Genomic DNA, 20635 nt, shown 5'->3' on the forward strand with positions numbered 1-20635 from the left:
CACCTTTAATATAAAAATCCAGTTAGGGACAACTCCACGTTCCATTCTTTTAGATTCATATAATTCTTATAATGACCGAAATATTGAGAGAGAATGTCGTTGTTATTTAATCCGCCTTTTGTCGAAAAATGACCGTCCCCAAAAAGTCTGTGTTCGTTGAGTTTTAGAAACGCTAGATAGTTCCCGAAAATTTTTCCCACTCCTAAGTTGAAATCGATTCCGAAACCGGAAAGATCTCCGATAAAGTTAAGAGATCTTTGATAATGGAAGTCTCGAAAGTGCCCCGTCCAGAAAATACCGGAAAGCGAGGTTTCAAAAAGCCATTCCTTGTTCGAGTATCGATAACCGAGACCTAACGGAAATTCGTAGGTCGAGTACGAAAGACTTAGACCCAAGCCGATTCTATTTAAAAAGATGGGGTTTGAATCGAAGAATTGAAATACGTCGTAGAGAACATATTTCATAAACGTATATTGAAAACCGCCCGTGAGATAAACTCCTTTCCCTTCTTTTCGAAAATCCGGATCACTGTCTCCAAAGTATCTTCTCAAAATAAGAGATTGCCTGTGTTGTATCATCGACAGTCGGCCTTTTCCGTCTGCAAAATTGCGGGATCCGATAAACGTGTAAGGAGTGTCATAGTATGAAAGTTCTCTGGTTGATATTTTGGTTCCTCTTTCGACCGTGGGATCGCCTAGAAAAAAATCCTCGTCTCTCCCTTCTCCCGCATTTATATAACGCCCGGTGGTTTTTAGATTTAGATCGGCCTCCCATTTTTGCCAACGAAGAGTAAACCCGAGTCCGCCATAGTTAAAATCCCTTGCGTATGTGATTCTCGAACCTCCTCGCAGACCTGAAAGATTCGGGTATTTGGTGCCGGTTTCAAAAATATTATCCCCGCCGTTTCGCCCCGCGAGTATAGTAAGAGAGGACTGTTGGAGCAGTTTTTTTAAAAATGTTTCCTCTGGTACCGCCTGCTTTTCTTTTTCCTGAAATGATTTCGGAGGCTCTCCGGAGGATGTTTGCGCGTAGATCGAGCCGATCTGTAAAAAGGGACCGATAAGAATTAAAAAAATCTTGAGCGTATGTTTTTGTATTTTCATGAGCTTACTTTTGTTTTTTCGTTGGGACTACAGCTAAGGGTGCAATCATTTCACCCCGAATAGTACTAAGAAGTCAAGACAGGTTAACAGCCCTACCCTACCTACGCAATTCAGTTTTTAACGTTGCGAAATCGATGGGACATAGTATTGATTTGACAGTGCGCTTGTGTTTGTGCGATTCTGGCCCCGAGACTTCTTTTTTCATGAGTTCCAAAACTCTAACAACCCGGCAGATTTTAGAGGAGTTTGAAATTTTCTCCGAGGAAGAATTTTTGTCCAAGGTGAAGGAATGGAAAATCCCGGCTTCGGGGAAAGGGAAATTTGAACGTGAAGTAATAGAAAAATATTTTCAAAAAACCGATAAACACGTTTACGATTCCGCGATTATAGCCGTTTCCAACCAGAAAGGCGGAGAAGGTAAAACCACCGTTTCCGTTTGTTTAGCCGAGGCTCTTTCCAAATCGGCTCCTGTGCTTCTTGTGGATTGGGACGCACAGGCGAATATCACTCAGCTGTTTTTCGGTTCTGTGGAAAAATCGGTTTTCCATTCCTTGGGTTACAGGGGCGAGGAGCCTATACCTGCAAAAGATCTATTGGTTCAACTCACGCCGGGTTTGGATCTTTTGCCCTCTTCCATTCATCTCGCGAACTTTACGACTCCGTATGAAAGGGATGATTTCGAACTTTTAAAAGATGCGCTCAAGCCAGTTCGCTCCGCGTATAAGTATATTATTATTGATTGTCCTCCGTCTCTTGGGTTGATTTTAGAGAACGCGTTGATTGCGGCCGATCACGTTCTGATTCCGATTCAGACTCGTGCTTTTAGTGTTCAAGGTTTGAAGGATTTGCATTCCACGATTCTAAAAATAAAAAAGAAAGCGAATCCGTCTCTCAATCTTTTAGGGGCCGTTCTCAACCAATACGAAGACGCCCGCGCACTCGCGGGACTGGCGGATGCAATCCGAAAATATTTCGAGGTTTTCGATACGGTTGTCTACAGAAGAGAGTCGATTCCTCAGGCTCAGGCCAAGAAAAAACTTTTAGGGGAATACGATAGCAAGGTTATGCAGATGTTTTCTTCTTTGGCGGATGAATTGATAGAGAGGATTTCAAATGGCTAAACGTTCTGATTTTGCGGGTATGGACCTTCTTACCGCGTTCGGAGAAAAAGAATCCTCAAAGGCGGAGATACAGGTTTCGGATATAGTTCCGAATCCATCCCAACCGCGCGTGTTCGGAAAAGAGGAGGTTTCCGATCTCGTAGAATCTATGAAACGTTTAGGTTTGATCGAGCCTATCGTAGTCAGAAAGCAGGGAAAAAAATATCAAATTGTGGCGGGAGAAAGAAGATACCAAGCTGCCAAGGTTCTCAAGTGGAATACAATTGCCGCGATCGAAACCTCCGCATCGGAAGATAGATGTTTTGAAATGGCGCTCGCCGAAAACGAGAAACGTAAAAGTCTGAACCCTTGGGAAGTCGGCCGCGCGATTCAGTTTTTAAGAAAAGAAAAAAGAAAAACCGCCGAAGAGGTTTCCAAGGTTTTGGGTTTTACCGAAAGATATGTAAAGCAGTTGAGTTCGATTGCGAGGCTTGACCAAAAGTCGGTGCAAGATTTGATTCGATCGGGGAAGGATCCTTCCGTAAAAAACCTGGAAGCGCTTTTAAAACAAAAAGAAGGCAGGGGGGGTGAAATGATTTCATCCCGAAAATCGGCTCCCACGAAAACGACCATTCAGTTAGCGGGGCTTACCTTACAACAAAGAGAAAAATTTCTAAGGGAACTTTCCTCTCTGAAAAAGAAATATGGAATTAGGGACTGATACGGTTCTTTAAACGGAAAAAATAAACATATGAAACTCGTTATTATTGCAGGTCCACATCGTAAGGTTTCTCAGTCGGCCAAGGTCGCAAATTGGATGGGAAACCGTCTCGAGGCGTTTGGCCATCGGACTTGGATTCTCGATCTCGGTAAACATAAACTTCCGATATGGGACGATACTTTTTGGGATGGGGGAGATGATTGGGATCGGATTTGGAGACCGATCGAATCCGAGCTCAAAGACGCCGACGCTTTTATTTTTGTAACGCCGGAATATTCCGGAATGGCTTCTCCCGGTTTGAAAAATTTTCTTCTTTATTGTAATTCGACTTTACTCGGCCATAAGCCGGTTTTAATAGGCGCCGTTTCCGCGGGCAGAGGCGGCGCGTATCCGATTGCGGAACTTAGAATGAGCAGTTATAAGAATACGAAACTTTGTTATATTCCGGAACATATCATTGTTCGGGACGCCGAACATGTTCTTAACGGTCCCGAGCCCGCTAGTAAGGAAGATTCTTATATCAGGGATCGAATCGACTTCGCCCTTAAAATTCTCGTGAGTTACGGAGAGGCTTTGAAAACCGTTCGTGATTCCGGTGTGACGGTTAAAAAAGAATTCTTAAACGGGATGTGAGGCGAATGATAGGCAAGCCTTCGTTGTTTGCCGTTTGTAAATTCGTCGTTACCGAAGAGCTGTCGGGCAGAAAACAGAATTATAGATCCGAGAGGTCCCTTGGTAAAAGACGAATCCTAACTTTCTAAAAACTCCGATCGGTGTTTGGAGAGGAATTTTATCAGTTGGTCGGGGCTTTTTGTAGAACCCGCAGGTTTTTATGAAAGTCCGTCCCGAAAACTTTAGAGAAATCAGCTGTAATCGTTCCATAAGTTTGTAGTAAAACATAGGTTCTCACAGAGAAATCTCCTTTGGTAGTTTAACGTGAGTTCGACGTAACAAAATGCGAAAGCGGTTATTATGTTGCGATCCGTAGAGAGCCGTAACCAACCCCACAAATTAAGAAGGCTTTTGGGATGATAAGATCAAAAACTGATATTTTTCAAGTGTTCCGACAAGAATGAGACTTTTTACTTGCAAAAAATATGATTTTCTGATAGAGAAAAATCTCCCGAGCCTTTCCGCCTCCAGGCTCAATGATTTGCTCCCTACGGGTCGCTCATCACCCCACCACCCAAAAATCAGGGTGGGGCCCGATCGCTTCACAGAGGATTTGTCGGAATTCCGACAGATTTATCTTCGGATCCGAGTATTTGTGGGTCGCGTTGAAGAAACTCAGGCACAACGCTTCCTATGGGTCGCGTTGTGGTAGAGAGCAACACTTTAGTTTCTGATTCGTCCAAACTTTCAACCGTCGAACTCACGTTAAGATGAACTCCAAATCAATTCCTTTCGTTTTTCGTTGAGAAAGTCTTACATTTTACCGTTTTTTGTCATTGACCTTCTTTTTGGTTTTTAGAATCGAATGAGTTGAAAGATACGACTTATCAATTTCGATGTAAATGACCAAACCAAAAGGGGGATCACGATATTAATAAGTCCGACAACTAAGATAAGAGGCCAGGCGAAATTTGCCCCCCAATGAAAAGGGTTCCAAGCGTGCATCCAATGGATGAGGATTGGGTGCAGCAAAAAAATTCCCATGCTGTTTTCCCCGATAAAAGCAAAAACGGAAATAAATCGTTTATGTCTCTTTTGTTCTCGGGAATCTTCCGCCCAGAAAAAAAGGAAAAGAAACATCGCGAGCGGATAAAAGATTAGGTGATTGGAAGAATCGAATTTCCAGAAGTATCCTACGATACCTAAGACGAGTAAATACAGAAAAATTCCATATAAGAGGATTCTTTTGAAAGAGTAGGGGAAAAAAGAAGATTTGGTTTTTTCGGCAAGTCGCAAAAAACTTTTCGGCTCTTTAAACCATTGTTCGGCTAACAACCCGAAGGTGAAGAAAAAAAGAAACCCTGTCGGTAGAACAGGCTCGATCGATTTTACGAGGGGAATTTCAAAGTAACGGAAAATATGGTTCGATAAAAAATTCAGGATAAGAGCCGAGAAAAAAAAGATTAAGGTCACCTTTTTGGAATTGGACTTAAGCAGGATTCGTTTGAGAAAAGGAAACATCAGATACAAGGAAACTAATAGAGGAACGAAGTAATAGGGAGCGCACCAGGATCCGAGAAGAATTCCGTTCAAATATTCGGTTATGCTAGGAAGAGTCTGTAGTTTTATACAAGCGGCCAAAAAACTGACACCCAAATATGGAATCAAAAGAGAAAAGATCTTAGGCCTCCAATAATCTGCCCAGTTCGTAAACTTTAAAAAAATTCCGGAAGAAAGAATGAAAGCCGGAACTCCGAATCGAAATAAATTCGAAAGGGCCAGTGTCAGTACGGAAGCGTTTTCCCCCGGACCAAAATACTGATAATACGAATTCACGTGAATGAAGACGATTCCGGTGATGGCAAGTCCTCGGATGAAATCCACAGATTTGCTCCTGATTCCCGAGGTTTCTTTTTTCGGGGAGGAAAGAAGGATTTGAGAAGGTGTGTCGGAAAGAATGCAGACCAGAATTAGTATACAAAGTCCGAATACATCTATTATTAATGAAAGGTTTGAAATCATAAAAAGAATATGCTTTTTCGATCATGAAATTAATATGCATTCGTCTGTATGCGATTTTTTAATAAAGAAGGAAATCTTTTTAGGTCGGTTTAAAAAATGAATCAAATGGGGATCCCCGCCGACGGAATCTTTTTTAAAGAAGGTGAGATGAATAACGCGATGTATGCACTCCTTTAAAGGCGATTTTGGGTTGTCAGATCGCAATGATTGAGAATAAACAATAACTGGAGAAGTTTCTCTAATCAAACGTGAGTTCGGCGTAACAAAATGCGAAAGCGGTTATTATGTTGCGAGCCGTAGAGAGCCGTAACCAACCCCACAAATTAAGAAGGCTTTTGGGATCATAAGGATCAAAAACTGATATTTTTCAAGTGTTCCGACAAGAATGAGACTTTTACTTGCAAAAAATATGATTTTCTGATAGAGAAAAATCTCCCGAGCCTTTCCGCCTCCAGGCTCAATGATTTACTCCCTACGGGTCGCTCATCACCCACCACCCAAAAATCAGGGTGGGGTAAGTTTCGCAGAGGATTTGTCGTAATTCCGACAAATTGATCTTGAGATCATATTACTTGTGGGTAAGGTGATGGCTTCCTATGGGTCGCGTTGAAGAAACTCAGGCACAACGCTTCCTATGGGTCGCGTTGAAGAAACTCAGGCACAACGCTTCCTATGGGTCGCGTTGAAGAAACTCAGGCACAACGCTTCCTATGGGTCGCGTTGAAGAAACTCAGGCACAACGCTTCCTATGGGTCGCGTTGTGGGTTGGTTATGTTAGAGAGCAACACTTTAGTTTCTGATTCGTCCAAACTTTCAACCGTCGAACTCACGTTAATCAAGAATCCGGATTTTTCCGCCAAAATAGTTCGAATTCTTGCCGATCGTTTGGCAAATACCGATAAACTTCTCGGTTCGACATTGGAAGAATTTTGCAAGTAAGCGCGCAAGATTTTGAAAATGTCATCGTCGTCAATTCGTATCCGTAAAGTACTGAGTTCCGGTTGTTTTTATCGAGAATGTCGTTGAGGTATTTTTCGTTTATTGTTTTTTCTATTTCCGTAAAATGTAAAACGGAATGATCGTGTAAATGAAAGAACGAAAACGAATAGGAAAGTGAGGATGGGTTTGAAATAAATTGGATTTTCCTTGAAATTAATGTTTGAAGTAGGTTATAATTTTACATTAAATTGTCTCGTATGAAAAATGTGCTCATCACAGGTGCAAGTTCGGGTATTGGAAAAGAATTAGCAAGGCTTTATGCGAAGGCGGGAGCCAACGTAGCGTTGACCGCAAGAAGAACGGATTCTCTTAAAAAGATCAGCGACGAACTGAAATCTTCCGGCGCAAAAGGTAAGATTTTATTTGCTTCTTTGGATGTTTCCGACGCGGATCAGAATTTTAAAGTCATTCCCAAGTTGGCAAAAGAGCTTGGAGGTTTGGATTTGATCGTTTTAAATGCTGGAATCTCAACCACCGCTTCGTTCGGAGGCAGAAGTTTTGAAGCCGATCGTGCGGTGATTGAAACCAATTTGATCGGGGCGATGGCGGGTGTGGAAGCTGCTTTGCCTATTTTTCAAAAACAAAAATCGGGACAAATCGCTGCGATCTCTTCCGTAGCTTCTTTTAGAGGTCTCCCCGGTTCTGCAAGTTATTCTTCCTCGAAAGCGGGACTTTCCACTTATATGGAGGCTCTTCGAGGAGAAGTGAAACGATATGGAGTTTCGGTAACGGTGATTCATCCCGGATTTATAGATACTCCGATCAACAATCAAATGAAATCTCGTCCGTTTGTAATTCCGGTGGAAAGAGGCGCTCGGAAAATATATAAAAGAATTGAAAACAAAGTTTTATCGGCTACAGTTCCTTGGTTCCCATGGGTTTTCCTTGGTTATTTGATGAAACGGATTCCCGAGTTTTTATGGTCGAAGATCGGTCTGAAATAGAATTACCTTTTGAAAAACAAAACCGAAAAGGGAAGCGGTCCGTTCGGGTTTTGTTCGTTTGTCTCGGAAATATTTGCAGATCTCCTGCTGCGGAAGGAGCCTTTCTGGATTTGATCCAGAAAAGAAATTTGGAATCTTCTTTTTTCGTGGATTCTTGCGGAACGTCCAGGTATCATATCGGGGAACTTCCGGATCCTAGAACTAGACAAGCCGCACGCAAAAGAGGGATCGAACTTACCCACAAGGCGAGACAATTTCGAAAGGAGGATTTTAGGGATTTCGATTACATTCTTACGATGGATAAGTCAAATCAGAAAGATGTTTTGTATCTCGCTTCTTCGGACGAAGAAAGAAAAAAGGTGCAATTGTTTCGATTTTTTCAAAAAGATTCTAAAAAAGACTCTGAGGTTCCCGATCCATATTACGGTACTTTAAAAGACTTTGACGAAGTGCAAAATATTGTCTCCGATACCGCAGAAGACTTTCTTGATTTTCTTCTCTCTAAAAAATTGGATTTAAAAGCTTAATCTGGGAGGAAAACCCTCACAAATGAGTGAATCCGGGAAAAGAAAAATAGTAGTTATCGGTGCGGGATTTGGGGGCTTGCAAGTCATTAAAAAACTTTCCCAAAATAACAATCTCGATATCACGGTGATTGATAAAAAGAATCATCATCTGTTTCAACCTCTTCTTTATCAGGTCGCAACCGCGGTTTTAAGTCCTGCGGATATCGCGATTCCGATCCGCTCCCTAGTGGGCGAGAGGCTGAATGTGACCGTGGTTTTGGGAGAGGCAACCAAAGTCGACCTTGCGACAAAAACCGTTTATTATCAGAATACTTCAATAAATTATGATTATCTAATTTTATCCGCGGGAGCTAAGTCCAGTTATTTCGGAAATGATCACTGGGAGAAATATACGATCGGTCTGAAGAATCTAAAGGACGCTTTAAAGATCCGTCATAAACTTTTAATTTCCTTTGAAAAAGCCGAACTTTCGGGAGACCCTGAGGTCGTTAAAGCCCTCTTGAATTACGTCATCATCGGGGGAGGACCAACCGGAGTGGAACTGGCGGGCTCTATCGCAGAACTTTCCCACCAGATCATTCGGGACGAATTTCATACGATCGATCCTGCTTTGTCCAAAATCACTTTGATTGAGGCCGCTCCCAGGCTGCTTATGACCTTCGATCCTTCTTTGGGGGAATTTACCAAAAAACGTTTGGAGAGTAGGGGAGTGGAAGTTTTGACCGGAACTAGGGTCATCGATATCAACGAACGCGGGGTTCAACTCGAAGGAAAGATGATTCCCACCGGGACCGTGATTTGGGCCGCAGGAGTTCAAGCAAACGGCATCGCTTCCACGTTAGGCGTAACCTTGGATCGAGGCGGTAGGGTGATCGTGGATGAGTTCTGCAACGTGGAAGGTCATCCGGAAGTTTTTGTGATTGGCGACATCGCCAATTATTCCAAAGGTTTGGAGCGTCCTTTGCCCGGGGTTTCTCCCGTTGCGATGCAACAAGGCCGTTACGTCGCCGCACTCATTCAAGGAGATTTGAGGAATAAGAAACGCAAATCTTTTCGTTACGTTGATAAGGGTTCGATGGCTACGATCGGTAGAACGGATGCGGTCGCCCAAGTGGGAGTTCTGAAAATGAAAGGCCTATTCGGTTGGCTTGCCTGGCTTTTTGTTCATTTGTTTTATCAAGTCGGGTTTAAGAATAAGGTTACGATTTTGATTACTTGGGTTTGGTCCTACATCGCGTTTCGCGCGGAAGCCAGAGTGATTCAGGACGAGATCAGCGCGGATAAAAACGGATAAGAAATAAGTTTTTATTAGCGATTTCGTTCCTCCTTTCCTGCTTTTTTGTTTTCATATCCTTCTATGCTCTGAAGTATATTCAATACGAACCAATAGAGGCGATGTCCGTATCTAACAATTTCTTAAATCTAATGATGACAAATAAACTCGATCAAGCATATGCGTTAACGAATGAAAATGCGATTGTAGGAACGACGTTTGACAGGTTTCAAATTAAGGTTCGCCAAGAATTAGATACAGATTTCTTAAAAAATAAGAATTGCGATTTTGAAATCAAAGCAGTCAACCCAAAACAAACCTATAGAACCAGATTGAGCCGCTATCTGAATGGGAGTAAGGCTGAAGCGGATCTGTTAAACGTAGAATATTATCCTTGTGAGGTTCCGTTTCAAATTTCACTTCGATTGAATCGAAACGGGAATTGGAAAGTGATCAATTTTCAATCTCATGCAGACTGAAAATTATTTGAACGAAGACACTTTAAATATTCATTAACTATCATACTTTTATTACTGATCTCTATAAAATAGAGTGTCTAAAATTCTGCGTCTCTAAACGTGTGATTTGTGCTCAAATTAACGGTACTCTATTTTATAGAAATCAGTAATATGAATTCAGGAGCGTTCCTTTACAAGTTTGAGCCCGGTTATCTTTGCGATCTTGGAGAATATTTTATCTTCGGTGATAAGATGCCCGCCTAGTTCCAACGCGCACTGGCAGATGTGTGCGTCTGCGATCGAAACGGACAAACCTTTGGAATAGAGTTTGGATCGTAATAGTCCCGTCTTAAACCAAGATTCGATTTCATTTCCGCAGAGAGGTAAATCTTCGAAAAAATCCTTCATCAAAGATTGGTCCGATTTAGAACGAATTCCGCTCAGAAGTTCTGCGGCAACGATCGGAGAAAGATACGCTCTTCCCTCTTTGATGGCGTCGTCTATGGTTTCATTTCCGACTTTGAAGTAACTGATAAAATTGGAAGTATCAACGACGAGTGCGCTCACGGCTCGTATCCAAATCGATTTGGATTTTTCCTTTGAGTTTTTGTGCTTTGTCGTAAGCTCTGCTTCTTTTGAGTAGTTCGAGTCCCATCACGATCGTTTCGGTAATTCCCTTTCCCGTGACAAGCCTGGCTTCTCTTAAGAGATTTTCGGGAAGATTCGCGGTGATCCGTTTGTCGTGCGTTTGAGCGATCATACTTAGGTCTGTATCGGGATACAGACGAATGTCAATTAAAATCGAGTTTATAAAAACCGAAAAAACGATTTAAGAATTTAAGGAATACTTAGATATCCGCAAAATCGAAATCCTTTTTTGGTCCGAATAAAAGTAAATATTCTCTGATCCCCTTCCGATCCGAAAATTGATTCTCGAACCGTTACTGAAACAGTATAGACCTTTGTAGAACTAAGTTCTTTTTTTGAAAGAATACAGGAACGATTGAATTGATTCAGATTTGCATCATCCGGATAGATCTTATAGATGCTTAGATTTAGGGGTTTTGTTTTTATCTCAGCATTTAAAAATAGATTCCTGTTTTTTTCCAAAAAGGTATCAATTGGTATATAGGAAGGATCGGAATCAAACCTATCGGAATTCAAATCCTGAAATTTTTCTAATTGGGATTCTTCTTCCGGGATGTTGGTCAGACATTCCGGACAATAAATACAACTCGTAGAAAGCCTTTTTATTTCTTTGAGGTCATTTTCGAGAATCGAATTCGCAAATTGGATCCATACTTTTTGTATTTCCGATTCAGGATCAGATCCGGTTTGATTTTTTGAATCGATAGAATCCGGAATCTTATTCAAATTCGGTTTGTAGAATATCGAAAAACCGGCGATTGAGATCGTCAGCGAAAATAAAAGAATCTGGATTTTATATTTTTTCATCATTTTTAATGTGAGTTCGGTATAAGAAAATTTTCTAAAAGCAGGGGTCTCTATTTTTAGGATTTATTCGTAAAATCGCGATTTGTTATAGTTCCCAGATTTTAAGAATAGATTTACAAATTCCAACAGAAAAATGAATCATAAATTTTTTGTGCCAAACTCACATTTTTAGAAGTCGAGCAGCGAAATCTTTTGAATCGGAACAAGTCTAGAACTTATCTCAAAAACACCTTAGAATGATTGGAATCGGTGTTTTAAGTAACGTGAGTTCGATATAACAAAATGAGAAAGCGATTGTAGCGGAAATTCCGAAGGAATTGGAGCATTGAGTTAAAGCGCGGTCGCGAGCCGTTTTATCTATGAAATTCGCGAGCTGCGACGACCCATAGGGAGTCGTTGCACTTTAATTTCTTATTCGCCAAAACTTTCAACCGCCGAACTCGCGTTAAGTAAGTATTTTTGAGATAAATTCTATAAAAAAGGATTGGTTCGAATTCAATCGAGTTTATAAAAACCGAAATGTTTGTTTGATAAGCAAAATCCTTCCCGATGTTCTTGTTTTTCTTTTTTCGGCAAAGGCTCTATGCGGGAAGGACGCAACGGAATGTTCTTCTTTCCCTTGAAAAAATTCTTGAATCCTTCTTTCTTATGTTGAGAATGCTCTTTAATATGAATCCTTCGTTCTGGACAGGCAAAACCGTCATAGTGACCGGAGGTTCTTCCGGTATCGGAGAAGCCGTTCTCGGCGCTCTTTCTAGTATTCGTTGCAATCTTATCAATCTTTCCAGAACTCAGCCTGAACTTTTAAAACGAAAAGATCATCTTTCCGCAAATCTGGTTCATATTCCGACCGACTTAAGTTCGGAAAAGGAAATCGATAAGGCGGTCAGAAAAATTTCCAAGGACTATCGGGGCATAGACGTTCTTTTTGCAAATGCGGGAGTTACCGCGCATTCTCGTTTTGACGGAACGAGAATCGAAACCTTTCGTAAAACGTTCGATATCAATTTTTTCGGTCCTATCTATCTTATCCAAAGATTACTTCCGCAGATTAAATTAGCCAAGGGTTCCGTAATCGCGACCTCCACTGTGAGCGGTCTTTATGGGATTCCGGGAAGAAGCGCGTATTCTTCCTCTAAGTCCGCGCTTCACGCAGCTTTGGAAGCGGCAAGAATAGAACTTTCGGAAGAAGGTTTGTCGTTTATCATTTTTTGCCCTCCCTATACGAAGACGAAACTTCGGGCATCCGGTTTGGACGGAGACGGTAACGTTTTGAACGAGGATCACTATTCCGGTAAGAAGATTAAATCTCCGCAAGAGGTTGCGTCTAAGATGATCGATTCGGTGGAGGATCCGGAATCGAGACTGGTCATCATGGATAGTTCTGGATTCTTTTTGAAATGGTTGCGTAATATCGCTCCCGCTTTTTTGGAGCGAACTTTATTCAAAAAACTTTATAAAGATTTTCACTAAAAGGAAAGCATGGAAACTAGAAGCGTTGTAAAAGAATTTCAGTTCGACTATCCTCTGATGAGAGTTTGGAATGCGGTCACAGTGAACGAAGAACTGATCCATTGGCTTGCGGATAAGGTCACCGGCCGTCCTAAGGAAGGAGCTAACTTTGCTTGGACGTGGAAACTTGGAATGGAAGGGGATCTAACGACAAACGGAATTTATAAAAAGATCATTCCTTTGAAAGAATTAGTATTACTTTGGCAAGATCATCCCGCGGGCGATATTGAGTTGAAATTGGAATTTCATTCTTTGAGCGAGAATTCTTCCAAACTGATTGTGACGAATTCTGGTTATCCCGTAAGCGAGAAGTATGACGTGTGGGTCGAAGCCGCTTCGGAAGGATGGGACGAAGAAGGAAAACATTTGAAAGATTATCTTAAAAAATCTTGAACGTGCAAGGCCTCTAAAAAAGATGGTAAAATGGAACCTATAGGAAAGGTGATTTTTACCTGTGCAACTACCTGAATTAGAGACTTACTTTCAAACCCTCACAGACCTCACCGATACGATAGCGGTCGTCAATTCCCCTTACGAATCGGACTTTGATCATGATATCGGACAATTAGAACAATATTTCACGGACATCGCTTCCAGACCTTGGGAAGCTTCGGAGAGAGATTACTTCAATCTTTTTTCCAGTCACTTTACGTTTCACACGAAGATTGTGGAAGAAATTATTTTTGAAGCGAGGCGAGTTCTAATGCCTGAAAGAAGAGTCTATGTCAAACGTTTAGTCGCTTATCATAAACACGCGGGAGAATGGTTCGCTGAGTTACAAAGAAAGCGCAAACAGTTCTCTCAAAAAGACATGGTAACAGCCTGATTTCATTTGACAACTTCCTGCTTCTCAAAGAACCTGAGTCGGTGTTTTTACCGACTCTTCCTCTTCTTATCACGAATTTCGAAAATCAAATTCTCTCTGATGCGAACATTCGAAACTCTCATGTTGTTTTTTAGTCGCTCTGGGAGTTCCCATAACGAATGACTTTTGGTCTGCGAAAATATGATTTTACGATGGAGAAAATTCTCCCGAGTCATCTTTTTTGCCGATCATTCTTTAGAGGACAAGAGATGTTGCGAACAACTTTTCCCCAATGTAGATGGGATCGATTATTTTTTGAAAAAAATTGTCGTTCGAACGACGGGTTTATATCCATCCAAGCACTTGTGGTGGTTTAGACTATGATAGGAATGTTGTGTTAGAGTTTGGATGAAATGCTTTTGTGGTATGTGAGAACTTCCGAATGATTGTGTTTTATTCTAAAACATACTGGCGTTTAGGTACTTATTTTTATAGAGGCAAATAGAACAAGTTTTAAGGTCTTTTATCTAGGTTTGGAAATATTCACTTCAGTAGATTCACATCCAATGTAACGCTGTTGAATCTTTTTCGTTGACAGGAATTATTTGCCACTCTATTGGTTATACGGGGAAGTAGTCGTTCAACGAAGGGGTTCTCGCTTTTATGAAATTCAAGATAAAGTTATTCTTATTTGTGCTGGTTATCATATCATGGATCGGATGTAAGAAATCGGATGGAGGGGATTCATCCGATCTCCTGGCTTTGTTGGGTATATTGGGAACTACGACTACGACCGTCCCTGCTTGTCAAGATTCTGCGTCAAGTAGCAGAACTTGGAATGTAATATCCGGAGCAACCGGTAGATCGCAAGCAAGTAAAGCGATTCTTACAAACGGAAAAGTTTTGGCTATCGGCGGAGAAGGTAATCTTGGAAATGGAATCTTAAATCAAGTGCAATCCTTTGATTTCAATACTTCCCAGTGGACGACGATCAATCCGTTGAACGTTGACAGAGAATATCATAGCAGTATTTCTTTGAATAACGGCAAGGCATTGGTTTTCGGTGGTACGGATATAAACCTTATTTCTTTGTCTTCGGTTGAACTCTACGATCCTGCAAATGGAAACTGGAGCTTCGCGGCTCCGATGGGACACGCTCGAGCGTTGCATGCTCCCGTACTTCTTGCAGATGGGAGGGTTCTTGTATCCGGTGGAGAAGAGAATTTCAATGCAACCTTCGGCGCCGAGATCTATGATCCGACTCAGAACACTTGGAGCGACACACTGCCAATGACAATTGCTCGTTGGGCTACCACTGCGACCGCCCTTCAAAATGGAAAGGTATTGGTGGCCGGAGGAAATAACAACAATAGCGTCTCAATAAATACGGCGGAACTCTACAATTCGAATGATAATTCCTGGACCTTACTTCCTCCGATGCGAGAATCCAGACATAGCCATTCTGCAATTTTGTTAAACGACGGTAGATTGTTGGTAGCGGGAGGAGAATTTTCTATTGCAAATCGATCTGCGTATCGCGACAGTATGGAAATCTACGATCCTCGAACCAATCAATGGACGTTCAAAAAGATGTCGGTTCCTCGTTCCGAATTTACGATGGAACTTCTAAACGACGGATCGGTTCTTTTTTTAGGAGGAAGGAACGAGGGGTTCGTTTCTTCCAATCTGCGTTATTTTCCGAGTACGGATTCCTGGTGTGAAATCCCCAGACTCAAAGCACTACGACATGGCCATTACTCGGCTACACTTCGCAATGGATCTATCTTTGTATTTGGTGGTATGAGCGCCACGGGATATGAAAATTCTTCTGAAATTTTAAAGTGGTAGATGCGGACCTCCAAAGTTAAACTTTTTGAATGATAGATTGTTCGTTGATTTGTTGTGAGTGAAAGATTAAGTGATTTTATAGTTTCTACAAAATCGATTCTATCTTTCAAGAAAATAATAAGAGCTATCCGCCAGCCATCCGATTTTATGAGAATTTTCGTGGATCGCTGCGATTGTTCCTACGTTTTGGGAAAGATTCTAAATTTTACGGAGAACCCATCTATGAACTTCGGTTTAACAATGATTTATTTGAAAAAAGCTACAATTTTCCTTCTCATTTGTCTCTTTGCTGAGTTGCAAACGGAGGAAGTTGAAAAAGAAACTTACACTGACTTAGCAAAAACACTTCAAAATCCTTCGAAGGTTCTTAGTTTGGATTTGAGTTCGCAAGGAATTACAACATTTCCTCCTGAAATTGGACAACTTCTTAATTGAGTATTGGGAGAATTTCTTGAAGTCCAAACCCTTCCTCTGGTATCCGGTCCTTCTCTTTTTGGCGATATTTCTATTCGATAAGATTTTCTTTTTGGATAAAGTTAGGGATTACGTAAAACAGGAATTTACTTACATCTACTACGATGTAAAAAAGGAGCTTCTTCGGGAGATCGTTTCCAAATACGGTTCCGATGGAGAGTATTCCAAAAATCCGGAAAAAAAGAAAAAACTTATGATTCTTATGGGATCTTCTCGGATGCTCTACTTTCAAAACTCGGATCTTCAGGCTTTTTATCCTGATTGGGATGTCTATAATCTCTCTTCCGCGGTTACAACTCCCGTCTATTATCTTTACTTTTTAGAGGGACTTGCAAACGGCGGGGTGAATCCCGACTTGATCGTGATCGAAAGCGATCCGTTTCAATTCAATAAAAACAGTACTACATTCAAAAAATCGAATTTAGCGAACAGCTTCGACCCGATCTTTATTCTGAAATATGCTTGGACTTTGGGAAAAGAGAACGTGAATTATTACTTTGCGAATTTTCTTTTCGGAGTGAGTTACAACAAACCTTATATCGGAAATGTGATCAAACGTTTGAAGAACGAGAATTTCGAGATCGGCGAATTGCTTAAAACGATGACAATCGCCACTTTGAAAACCGACAAGGGAAATGCCATTTCTCCTGCGGGAGCTTATGTGGAAAAGGACTTCGGCAAAATTCAAGAATCCGCCCATAAAACGGTCGGTTGGATTTATCCTTCCTATGCTCCTTCGCCGATACAGTATGAATTTTATCAAAAAATTCTAAACTTACTTCTGGAAAAAAAATGGAGAGCCTTATTCGTAAAACCAAGCGCTTCGGCTCCGATGGAAAAAGTGCTGAACGAACTGAATGTTCTCGAACCCTGGTTCCAAATCGTAAAACCGATGCACGAAAAAGCGGGTATTCCTTTGTTGGATATGAGTAAGGATTCTTACTACGCTTGTAATACGTATGCGGATAGCGGTCATATGTCCTTGGATTGTTATCGTCCTTTCATTCGATTTATTTTGCTTCACTACTATCTGGACAAAAAATAAATTTTCGGGAACGTCGTTGTTTCGCCTGATTCGTCGCGGAAAAGCCGGGTTAATTCTTTATACTTTGTCGAGGATCCGACCGTTTTTGAATTGGTCTCACTCTGCATCTGTTTGTGATTTCGGAATTTCTTGACTTTTAAATTCGGCTTCTTAACGTTTGTGGGAAGTTTGTTAACTTTTAAGGAATAATTATGAAACAACTTTGTTTAGCTCTTATCGCGATTGCGGCCGTTTCTTGTTCTACGATTCCAGGCGTGGAAAATAAAGGAAAGGATCAGGAAATTCAAATTTTACCTCCTAATATCCGTGTGGAAAAATATAAGGAAACTTTCAATATGAAAGCGGAAGGTCCGGTAGTTACGGATTGTAGCGGTAAACCCTGCACTCCGGAACAACTTGACGGATTAAAACCGGATCAGATTAAGAAATTCAAAAAGAACGGAGCCTGGAAGGAATATCAGGAGAAGGAGGATTCCTCCACAAAAAAGAAAGTCAGCATTCTTATTAGAACGGGAGAATACAAGGACGATAAAAGGGAAGGTTCTTGGAAAACTCTTTACGAAACCGGAGAAGTGCTGCGGGACACTCCTTACGTGGCCGGTGTGAAAGAAGGCGAAGAAAAGAAATTTAAAAGAGACGGAACTCAAACCGAAAGTACTAGTTACAAAGCGGATAAGAAAAATGGACCTTATTGGAAAAAGAACAATCAAGGTTTAATGGACGAGGAAGGTTCTTATAAGGACGATCAAAAGGACGGTCTTTGGACCGAATACTACGCAGAGCCCGGACAAAATGGAGCTAAGAAAAAAATTTCCAACTATTCCAACGGACAGAAACAGGGCGCCGAAACTTCCTATCATAAAGATGGAAGTACGGTTCAAAGCGAAGGCTCCTACAAGGATGATCTGAAAACCGGAGTTTGGAAAACCTATTACGATAACGGTTCCATCCAAATGGAAGGCGGTTATAAACCGAAGTTGGAACCGGGAACCGAAAAGGAAAAAGATCCGAAAGAGAAAAAGGCGCTTCGTTCCGGTTACTGGAAAGAATATTATAAAAATGGAAATATCTTTGCCGAAGGTCAGAGAGAACATACTCGCAAAGGAGTTTGGAAGTTCAATTGGAGTAACGGGAATCCCGCTTATAAGGGTGAGATGATGAACGAGTTTATGATGTCCTCTGCGGAAGCGTATAACAAGGAAGGGCAGCTGATCGGAAAGGGTAAACTTCAATTTTCAATTATGAACATAGACGAGGCGACAAACGAACTTAAGGCGAGTTATAAACCCGATATTCCTTTCACGTTTTACAAAAACGGTAAAAAACATTTCGAAATTTTAAGCGAGTCGAAAGCGATAGAATACGACGACAACGGTTCTAAAATCGGAGAAGGCGCGATCATGGTGGGTACCAACCGAAAGAACGGTTGTTGGACGACCGCTTCCGGTAAAATGTTCTACATCAACGGAAACGAAAACAAAAGAATGGGAGAAATGCAGAGCCCGCCTTGCAAGTAATTAGAAGAGGCAAATACAGATTTTAGGAATTAGGTTCAAAGCTCGGAACTTTGCGCTAATTCCTAAATGTTCTCTTAAAAAAATCGATTTGTAAGACGGGGGCGTATATTCTAATTTTGTGATATATTTAAAAACCTGCTTCCGTTAGGAATATTCTCGCATATTGAATTCTTTGTTTTGCGGTTTCCGGCTTTTTATTTTCGAAGTAAGCCTTTTTTAAAATCCACCGATAAATATTGTATGAGTATTGAAAATTCTTTCCGGTCTTTTTGGAGACGGGGTCTGACGATTTTTATCCCCACAGCGATTTTGTTTTTTATTCTCGGTTTTTTTCTGAGAGCATGCGGCTCAAATATTCGAAGAACCGCAAAGGTAACTTATAACGGATCTTTTACGCAAGGCGTTCTCGTTTCCATCGATTCAAAATTTCTCAAGATCACGGATCCGGATCAGGAAATTCCGACGGATCTGGTCGAAAAGATAGAATTTTTACCGGAAGAAAAATCTTCCGACTCCGCCGAACTTTCCGCAAACGATAAACTCTTCGTGGGTATTTATCAGTTGAATGTAGGTCCTCACAAAGGCACTCTGCAATTTTTCGGCGGAAAGAACGGAAGGCTCTACGGAATTTTAAAATTTTCGAATTGGGGAAAAGGGAAGCCGGAATTTCTCGGCGGGATTTTCACGAAGGGAAATCAAATCCAATTCGTCCGGTCTTGCGTCGGAATAAAATGTTCGGAGATCGGAAGTAACGTTCCGTTTTCTCAAAAATACACCGGAGTTTTAGAAGGTCGTTCCATCAGCGGAACATACCGAGGTAATAATAGCTCCGGAAATTGGGATGCAAAGCGGTAACTTTGTCGTTCCATAGGATGCGTTTGTAGAAAGTGATAAAGTTTGTTTTGACAAATGCATGAAAGGAATGTCTTTCTAATTTGTGGGAACTCCTACGTGTTTTTATACGTAAAAACTGGGAAGGTTTGAGCCCAACGTGGAATTACTAAAGTATAGGAATCCCAAGTCCCGGGTAAGATAATAAGTATTTTAAAGGCGCAATGTACGTATGTTGTATCTCCGACAAACGATTTAGGTCGGTTTGATGTTTCGGGCTTTAAGTCGTTACTAAAGATTCCAACTCTTTTGGAAATGAAGGTCAAATCCAAATCATGTCCGATCGATCCTGAATTCGCTTGAAGCGGATCGTAGGCTGTCGAATTCTTACCCTATGGAAAAAGATCCGCTTTCCGCAGAAGACGTTGAGTTTGCCAGAATTAAATTGGAAACTCTTAAAAAGGAATTGGAAAAAGAAATTACCGGACAAAACGAAGTTATCCAAAACGTCATAGTCTGTCTAATCTGTCAAGGTCACGTTCTTTTGGAGGGAATGCCCGGACTTGCAAAAACATTGCTCGCAAGGTCGCTTGCGAGGGCATTGGATTTGGATTTTAAAAGAATTCAATTTACTCCCGATCTTTTACCGGCGGATCTTGTCGGAACAGTCGTATTCAATCCGAAGACCACCGAGTTTGAAACCAGAAAAGGTCCGGTATTCACCGGAGTCCTTCTTGCTGACGAGATCAATAGGGCGCCCGCAAAGGTTCAATCCGCTCTTCTCGAAAGCATGGAGGAAAAGACGATTACGATCGGAGACAAAACGTACAAACTCGATAAGCCGTTTTTAGTGATCGCGACCCAGAATCCGATCGATCAGGACGGGACCTATCCCTTGCCGGAGGCGCAGATGGATCGGTTTTTCATGAAGGTTAACGTGTATTATCCCGCACTGGAAGAGGAAGTTTCCATTTTGGATCAGCACGGTAAATTGGGTACGACAAACGGAAAGATCAAAAAAGCGATCACTTCCGCGGAAATTCTGCGATTGTCTTCTATGCTCGACGAAGTATTCGTCGAGGAAAAAATCAAGTCCTACATTGTTCGGTTGGTTCGAAACACAAGACCGGAAGAAAGAACCATTCCGGAATTGATTCCGTATATCCGCCATGGGGCTTCTCCGAGGGCTTCCTTAAGTATATTAAAAAGTTCTAAAGCAAACGCGCTTCTGAACGGAAGAACATACGTGATTCCGGAGGATGTAAAGGTTTCGCTCGTGGAAATTTTAAGGCATAGAATTCTTCTCACGTTCGAGGCGATTTCGGAAGAATTGGACGTAGAGTCTCTGATCCGGACTGTTGTGGAGGCGACTCCGGTTCCTTAGTCTTT

At 41.5% G+C, this 20635-nt stretch carries 21 protein-coding genes and 1 pseudogene; 17 read left to right on the forward strand and 5 right to left on the reverse strand.

Translation table 11 applies throughout. The features are described from left to right. Positions 1-5: 5 nt before the first annotated feature. A complete protein-coding gene (locus FHG67_RS19510; RefSeq protein WP_004500649.1) occupies positions 6-1103 on the reverse strand; it encodes a putative porin in 1098 nt (365 codons plus the stop codon). Between the two features lie 203 nt (positions 1104-1306). Between FHG67_RS19510 and FHG67_RS19515 the strand changes: the two genes are divergently transcribed. Genes FHG67_RS19515 through FHG67_RS19525 form a run of 3 tightly spaced genes read left to right on the forward strand, consistent with a single transcriptional unit; the run spans position 1307 to position 3557 of the window. Further along, positions 1307-2224: a ParA family protein gene (locus FHG67_RS19515; protein ID WP_004500651.1), complete on the forward strand. Its 918-nt coding sequence runs from the start codon at positions 1307-1309 to the stop codon at positions 2222-2224. Beyond that, on the forward strand, positions 2217-2924 hold the full coding sequence (locus FHG67_RS19520) for a ParB/RepB/Spo0J family partition protein (protein ID WP_004497326.1): 708 nt from the start codon (positions 2217-2219) through the stop codon (positions 2922-2924). Before FHG67_RS19515 ends, FHG67_RS19520 begins: the two co-directional genes overlap by 8 nt. A gap of 30 nt (positions 2925-2954) precedes the next feature. After that, entirely contained in the window at positions 2955-3557 is a 603-nt protein-coding gene (locus tag FHG67_RS19525) for an NADPH-dependent FMN reductase (protein WP_004497430.1), read from the forward strand. Between the two features lie 834 nt (positions 3558-4391). On the opposite strand, the gene FHG67_RS19535 is transcribed toward FHG67_RS19525, so the two are convergent. Then, positions 4392-5558, reverse strand: a complete 1167-nt coding sequence (locus FHG67_RS19535; RefSeq protein WP_004497293.1) for an acyltransferase — start codon at positions 5556-5558, stop codon at positions 4392-4394. A gap of 759 nt (positions 5559-6317) precedes the next feature. On the opposite strand from FHG67_RS19535, the pseudogene FHG67_RS19540 reads away from it, so the two are divergent. From FHG67_RS19540 to FHG67_RS19560, 5 genes and pseudogenes are all read left to right on the forward strand, one after another. After that, a pseudogene (locus FHG67_RS19540) lies at positions 6318-6497 on the forward strand (hypothetical protein); the annotation flags it as partial. A gap of 257 nt (positions 6498-6754) precedes the next feature. Further along, positions 6755-7501: an SDR family oxidoreductase gene (locus FHG67_RS19545; protein ID WP_004497409.1), complete on the forward strand. Its 747-nt coding sequence runs from the start codon at positions 6755-6757 to the stop codon at positions 7499-7501. After that, the gene (locus FHG67_RS19550; RefSeq protein WP_002625212.1) at positions 7477-8028 is read left to right on the forward strand and encodes a low molecular weight protein-tyrosine-phosphatase; all 552 of its coding nucleotides are present in this window, start codon (positions 7477-7479) and stop codon (positions 8026-8028) included. Before FHG67_RS19545 ends, FHG67_RS19550 begins: the two co-directional genes overlap by 25 nt. Before the next feature lie 22 nt (positions 8029-8050). Continuing rightward, positions 8051-9322 (forward strand): NAD(P)/FAD-dependent oxidoreductase, encoded by a 1272-nt coding sequence (locus FHG67_RS19555; protein WP_002625162.1) that lies wholly within the window; start codon positions 8051-8053, stop codon positions 9320-9322. After that, positions 9319-9780: a hypothetical protein gene (locus tag FHG67_RS19560; protein WP_036076062.1), complete on the forward strand. Its 462-nt coding sequence runs from the start codon at positions 9319-9321 to the stop codon at positions 9778-9780. The genes FHG67_RS19555 and FHG67_RS19560 overlap by 4 nt, the downstream gene beginning before the upstream one ends. A gap of 156 nt (positions 9781-9936) precedes the next feature. On the opposite strand, the gene FHG67_RS19565 is transcribed toward FHG67_RS19560, so the two are convergent. From FHG67_RS19565 to FHG67_RS19575, 3 genes are all read right to left on the reverse strand, one after another. Further along, entirely contained in the window at positions 9937-10326 is a 390-nt protein-coding gene (locus tag FHG67_RS19565; RefSeq protein WP_004500678.1) for a PIN domain-containing protein, read from the reverse strand. Beyond that, positions 10307-10519, reverse strand: coding sequence for a hypothetical protein (locus tag FHG67_RS19570; protein WP_004500620.1), 213 nt, complete (start codon positions 10517-10519; stop codon positions 10307-10309). The genes FHG67_RS19565 and FHG67_RS19570 overlap by 20 nt, the downstream gene beginning before the upstream one ends. A 77-nt stretch (positions 10520-10596) precedes the next feature. Further along, on the reverse strand, positions 10597-11214 hold the full coding sequence (locus tag FHG67_RS19575) for a hypothetical protein (RefSeq protein WP_036087079.1): 618 nt from the start codon (positions 11212-11214) through the stop codon (positions 10597-10599). A gap of 669 nt (positions 11215-11883) precedes the next feature. Between FHG67_RS19575 and FHG67_RS19580 the strand changes: the two genes are divergently transcribed. From FHG67_RS19580 to FHG67_RS19625, 9 genes are all read left to right on the forward strand, one after another. Next, entirely contained in the window at positions 11884-12687 is an 804-nt protein-coding gene (locus tag FHG67_RS19580) for an SDR family NAD(P)-dependent oxidoreductase (protein ID WP_004502084.1), read from the forward strand. Positions 12688-12696: 9 nt separating this feature from the next. Continuing rightward, positions 12697-13119 carry an SRPBCC family protein gene (locus FHG67_RS19585; protein WP_002625198.1) on the forward strand — a complete coding sequence of 141 codons (423 nt, stop codon included), beginning with the start codon at positions 12697-12699 and terminating at the stop codon, positions 13117-13119. A 61-nt stretch (positions 13120-13180) separates the two neighbouring features. After that, the gene (locus tag FHG67_RS19590; RefSeq protein WP_004502079.1) at positions 13181-13552 is read left to right on the forward strand and encodes a PIN domain-containing protein; all 372 of its coding nucleotides are present in this window, start codon (positions 13181-13183) and stop codon (positions 13550-13552) included. A 642-nt stretch (positions 13553-14194) separates the two neighbouring features. After that, positions 14195-15379: a Kelch repeat-containing protein gene (locus FHG67_RS19600; protein ID WP_004497440.1), complete on the forward strand. Its 1185-nt coding sequence runs from the start codon at positions 14195-14197 to the stop codon at positions 15377-15379. A gap of 222 nt (positions 15380-15601) precedes the next feature. Then, the gene (locus FHG67_RS19605) at positions 15602-15814 is read left to right on the forward strand and encodes a hypothetical protein (protein ID WP_141638254.1); all 213 of its coding nucleotides are present in this window, start codon (positions 15602-15604) and stop codon (positions 15812-15814) included. A gap of 16 nt (positions 15815-15830) precedes the next feature. Then, complete coding sequence (locus tag FHG67_RS19610) at positions 15831-16898, forward strand: DUF1574 domain-containing protein (protein WP_004502060.1); 1068 nt, start codon at positions 15831-15833, stop codon at positions 16896-16898. A gap of 191 nt (positions 16899-17089) precedes the next feature. Further along, positions 17090-18415, forward strand: coding sequence for an LIC20035 family adhesin (locus tag FHG67_RS19615; protein WP_004502101.1), 1326 nt, complete (start codon positions 17090-17092; stop codon positions 18413-18415). A 240-nt stretch (positions 18416-18655) separates the two neighbouring features. Then, entirely contained in the window at positions 18656-19270 is a 615-nt protein-coding gene (locus FHG67_RS19620; RefSeq protein WP_036076074.1) for an LIC20036 family protein, read from the forward strand. A gap of 370 nt (positions 19271-19640) precedes the next feature. After that, positions 19641-20630, forward strand: a complete 990-nt coding sequence (locus FHG67_RS19625) for an AAA family ATPase (protein WP_004497394.1) — start codon at positions 19641-19643, stop codon at positions 20628-20630. Positions 20631-20635 lie beyond the last annotated feature (5 nt).

The organism is Leptospira weilii, assembly GCF_006874765.1.
Classification (GTDB): Bacteria; Spirochaetota; Leptospiria; order Leptospirales; family Leptospiraceae; genus Leptospira; species Leptospira weilii.

Excerpts from the sequence above, each read along its gene's own strand:
- FHG67_RS19510 (WP_004500649.1), bottom strand. The coding sequence starts at position 1,103 with ATGAAAATACAAAAACATACGCTCAAGATTTTTTTAATTCTTATCGGT.
- FHG67_RS19515 (WP_004500651.1), top strand. The coding sequence starts at position 1,307 with ATGAGTTCCAAAACTCTAACAACCCGGCAGATTTTAGAGGAGTTTGAA.
- FHG67_RS19520 (WP_004497326.1), top strand. The coding sequence starts at position 2,217 with ATGGCTAAACGTTCTGATTTTGCGGGTATGGACCTTCTTACCGCGTTC.
- FHG67_RS19525 (WP_004497430.1), top strand. The coding sequence starts at position 2,955 with ATGAAACTCGTTATTATTGCAGGTCCACATCGTAAGGTTTCTCAGTCG.
- FHG67_RS19535 (WP_004497293.1), bottom strand. The coding sequence starts at position 5,558 with ATGATTTCAAACCTTTCATTAATAATAGATGTATTCGGACTTTGTATA.
- FHG67_RS19545 (WP_004497409.1), top strand. The coding sequence starts at position 6,755 with ATGAAAAATGTGCTCATCACAGGTGCAAGTTCGGGTATTGGAAAAGAA.
- FHG67_RS19550 (WP_002625212.1), top strand. The coding sequence starts at position 7,477 with ATGGTCGAAGATCGGTCTGAAATAGAATTACCTTTTGAAAAACAAAAC.
- FHG67_RS19555 (WP_002625162.1), top strand. The coding sequence starts at position 8,051 with ATGAGTGAATCCGGGAAAAGAAAAATAGTAGTTATCGGTGCGGGATTT.
- FHG67_RS19570 (WP_004500620.1), bottom strand. The coding sequence starts at position 10,519 with ATGATCGCTCAAACGCACGACAAACGGATCACCGCGAATCTTCCCGAA.
- FHG67_RS19575 (WP_036087079.1), bottom strand. The coding sequence starts at position 11,214 with ATGAAAAAATATAAAATCCAGATTCTTTTATTTTCGCTGACGATCTCA.
- FHG67_RS19580 (WP_004502084.1), top strand. The coding sequence starts at position 11,884 with ATGAATCCTTCGTTCTGGACAGGCAAAACCGTCATAGTGACCGGAGGT.
- FHG67_RS19585 (WP_002625198.1), top strand. The coding sequence starts at position 12,697 with ATGGAAACTAGAAGCGTTGTAAAAGAATTTCAGTTCGACTATCCTCTG.
- FHG67_RS19600 (WP_004497440.1), top strand. The coding sequence starts at position 14,195 with ATGAAATTCAAGATAAAGTTATTCTTATTTGTGCTGGTTATCATATCA.
- FHG67_RS19605 (WP_141638254.1), top strand. The coding sequence starts at position 15,602 with ATGAACTTCGGTTTAACAATGATTTATTTGAAAAAAGCTACAATTTTC.
- FHG67_RS19615 (WP_004502101.1), top strand. The coding sequence starts at position 17,090 with ATGAAACAACTTTGTTTAGCTCTTATCGCGATTGCGGCCGTTTCTTGT.
- FHG67_RS19620 (WP_036076074.1), top strand. The coding sequence starts at position 18,656 with ATGAGTATTGAAAATTCTTTCCGGTCTTTTTGGAGACGGGGTCTGACG.
- FHG67_RS19625 (WP_004497394.1), top strand. The coding sequence starts at position 19,641 with ATGGAAAAAGATCCGCTTTCCGCAGAAGACGTTGAGTTTGCCAGAATT.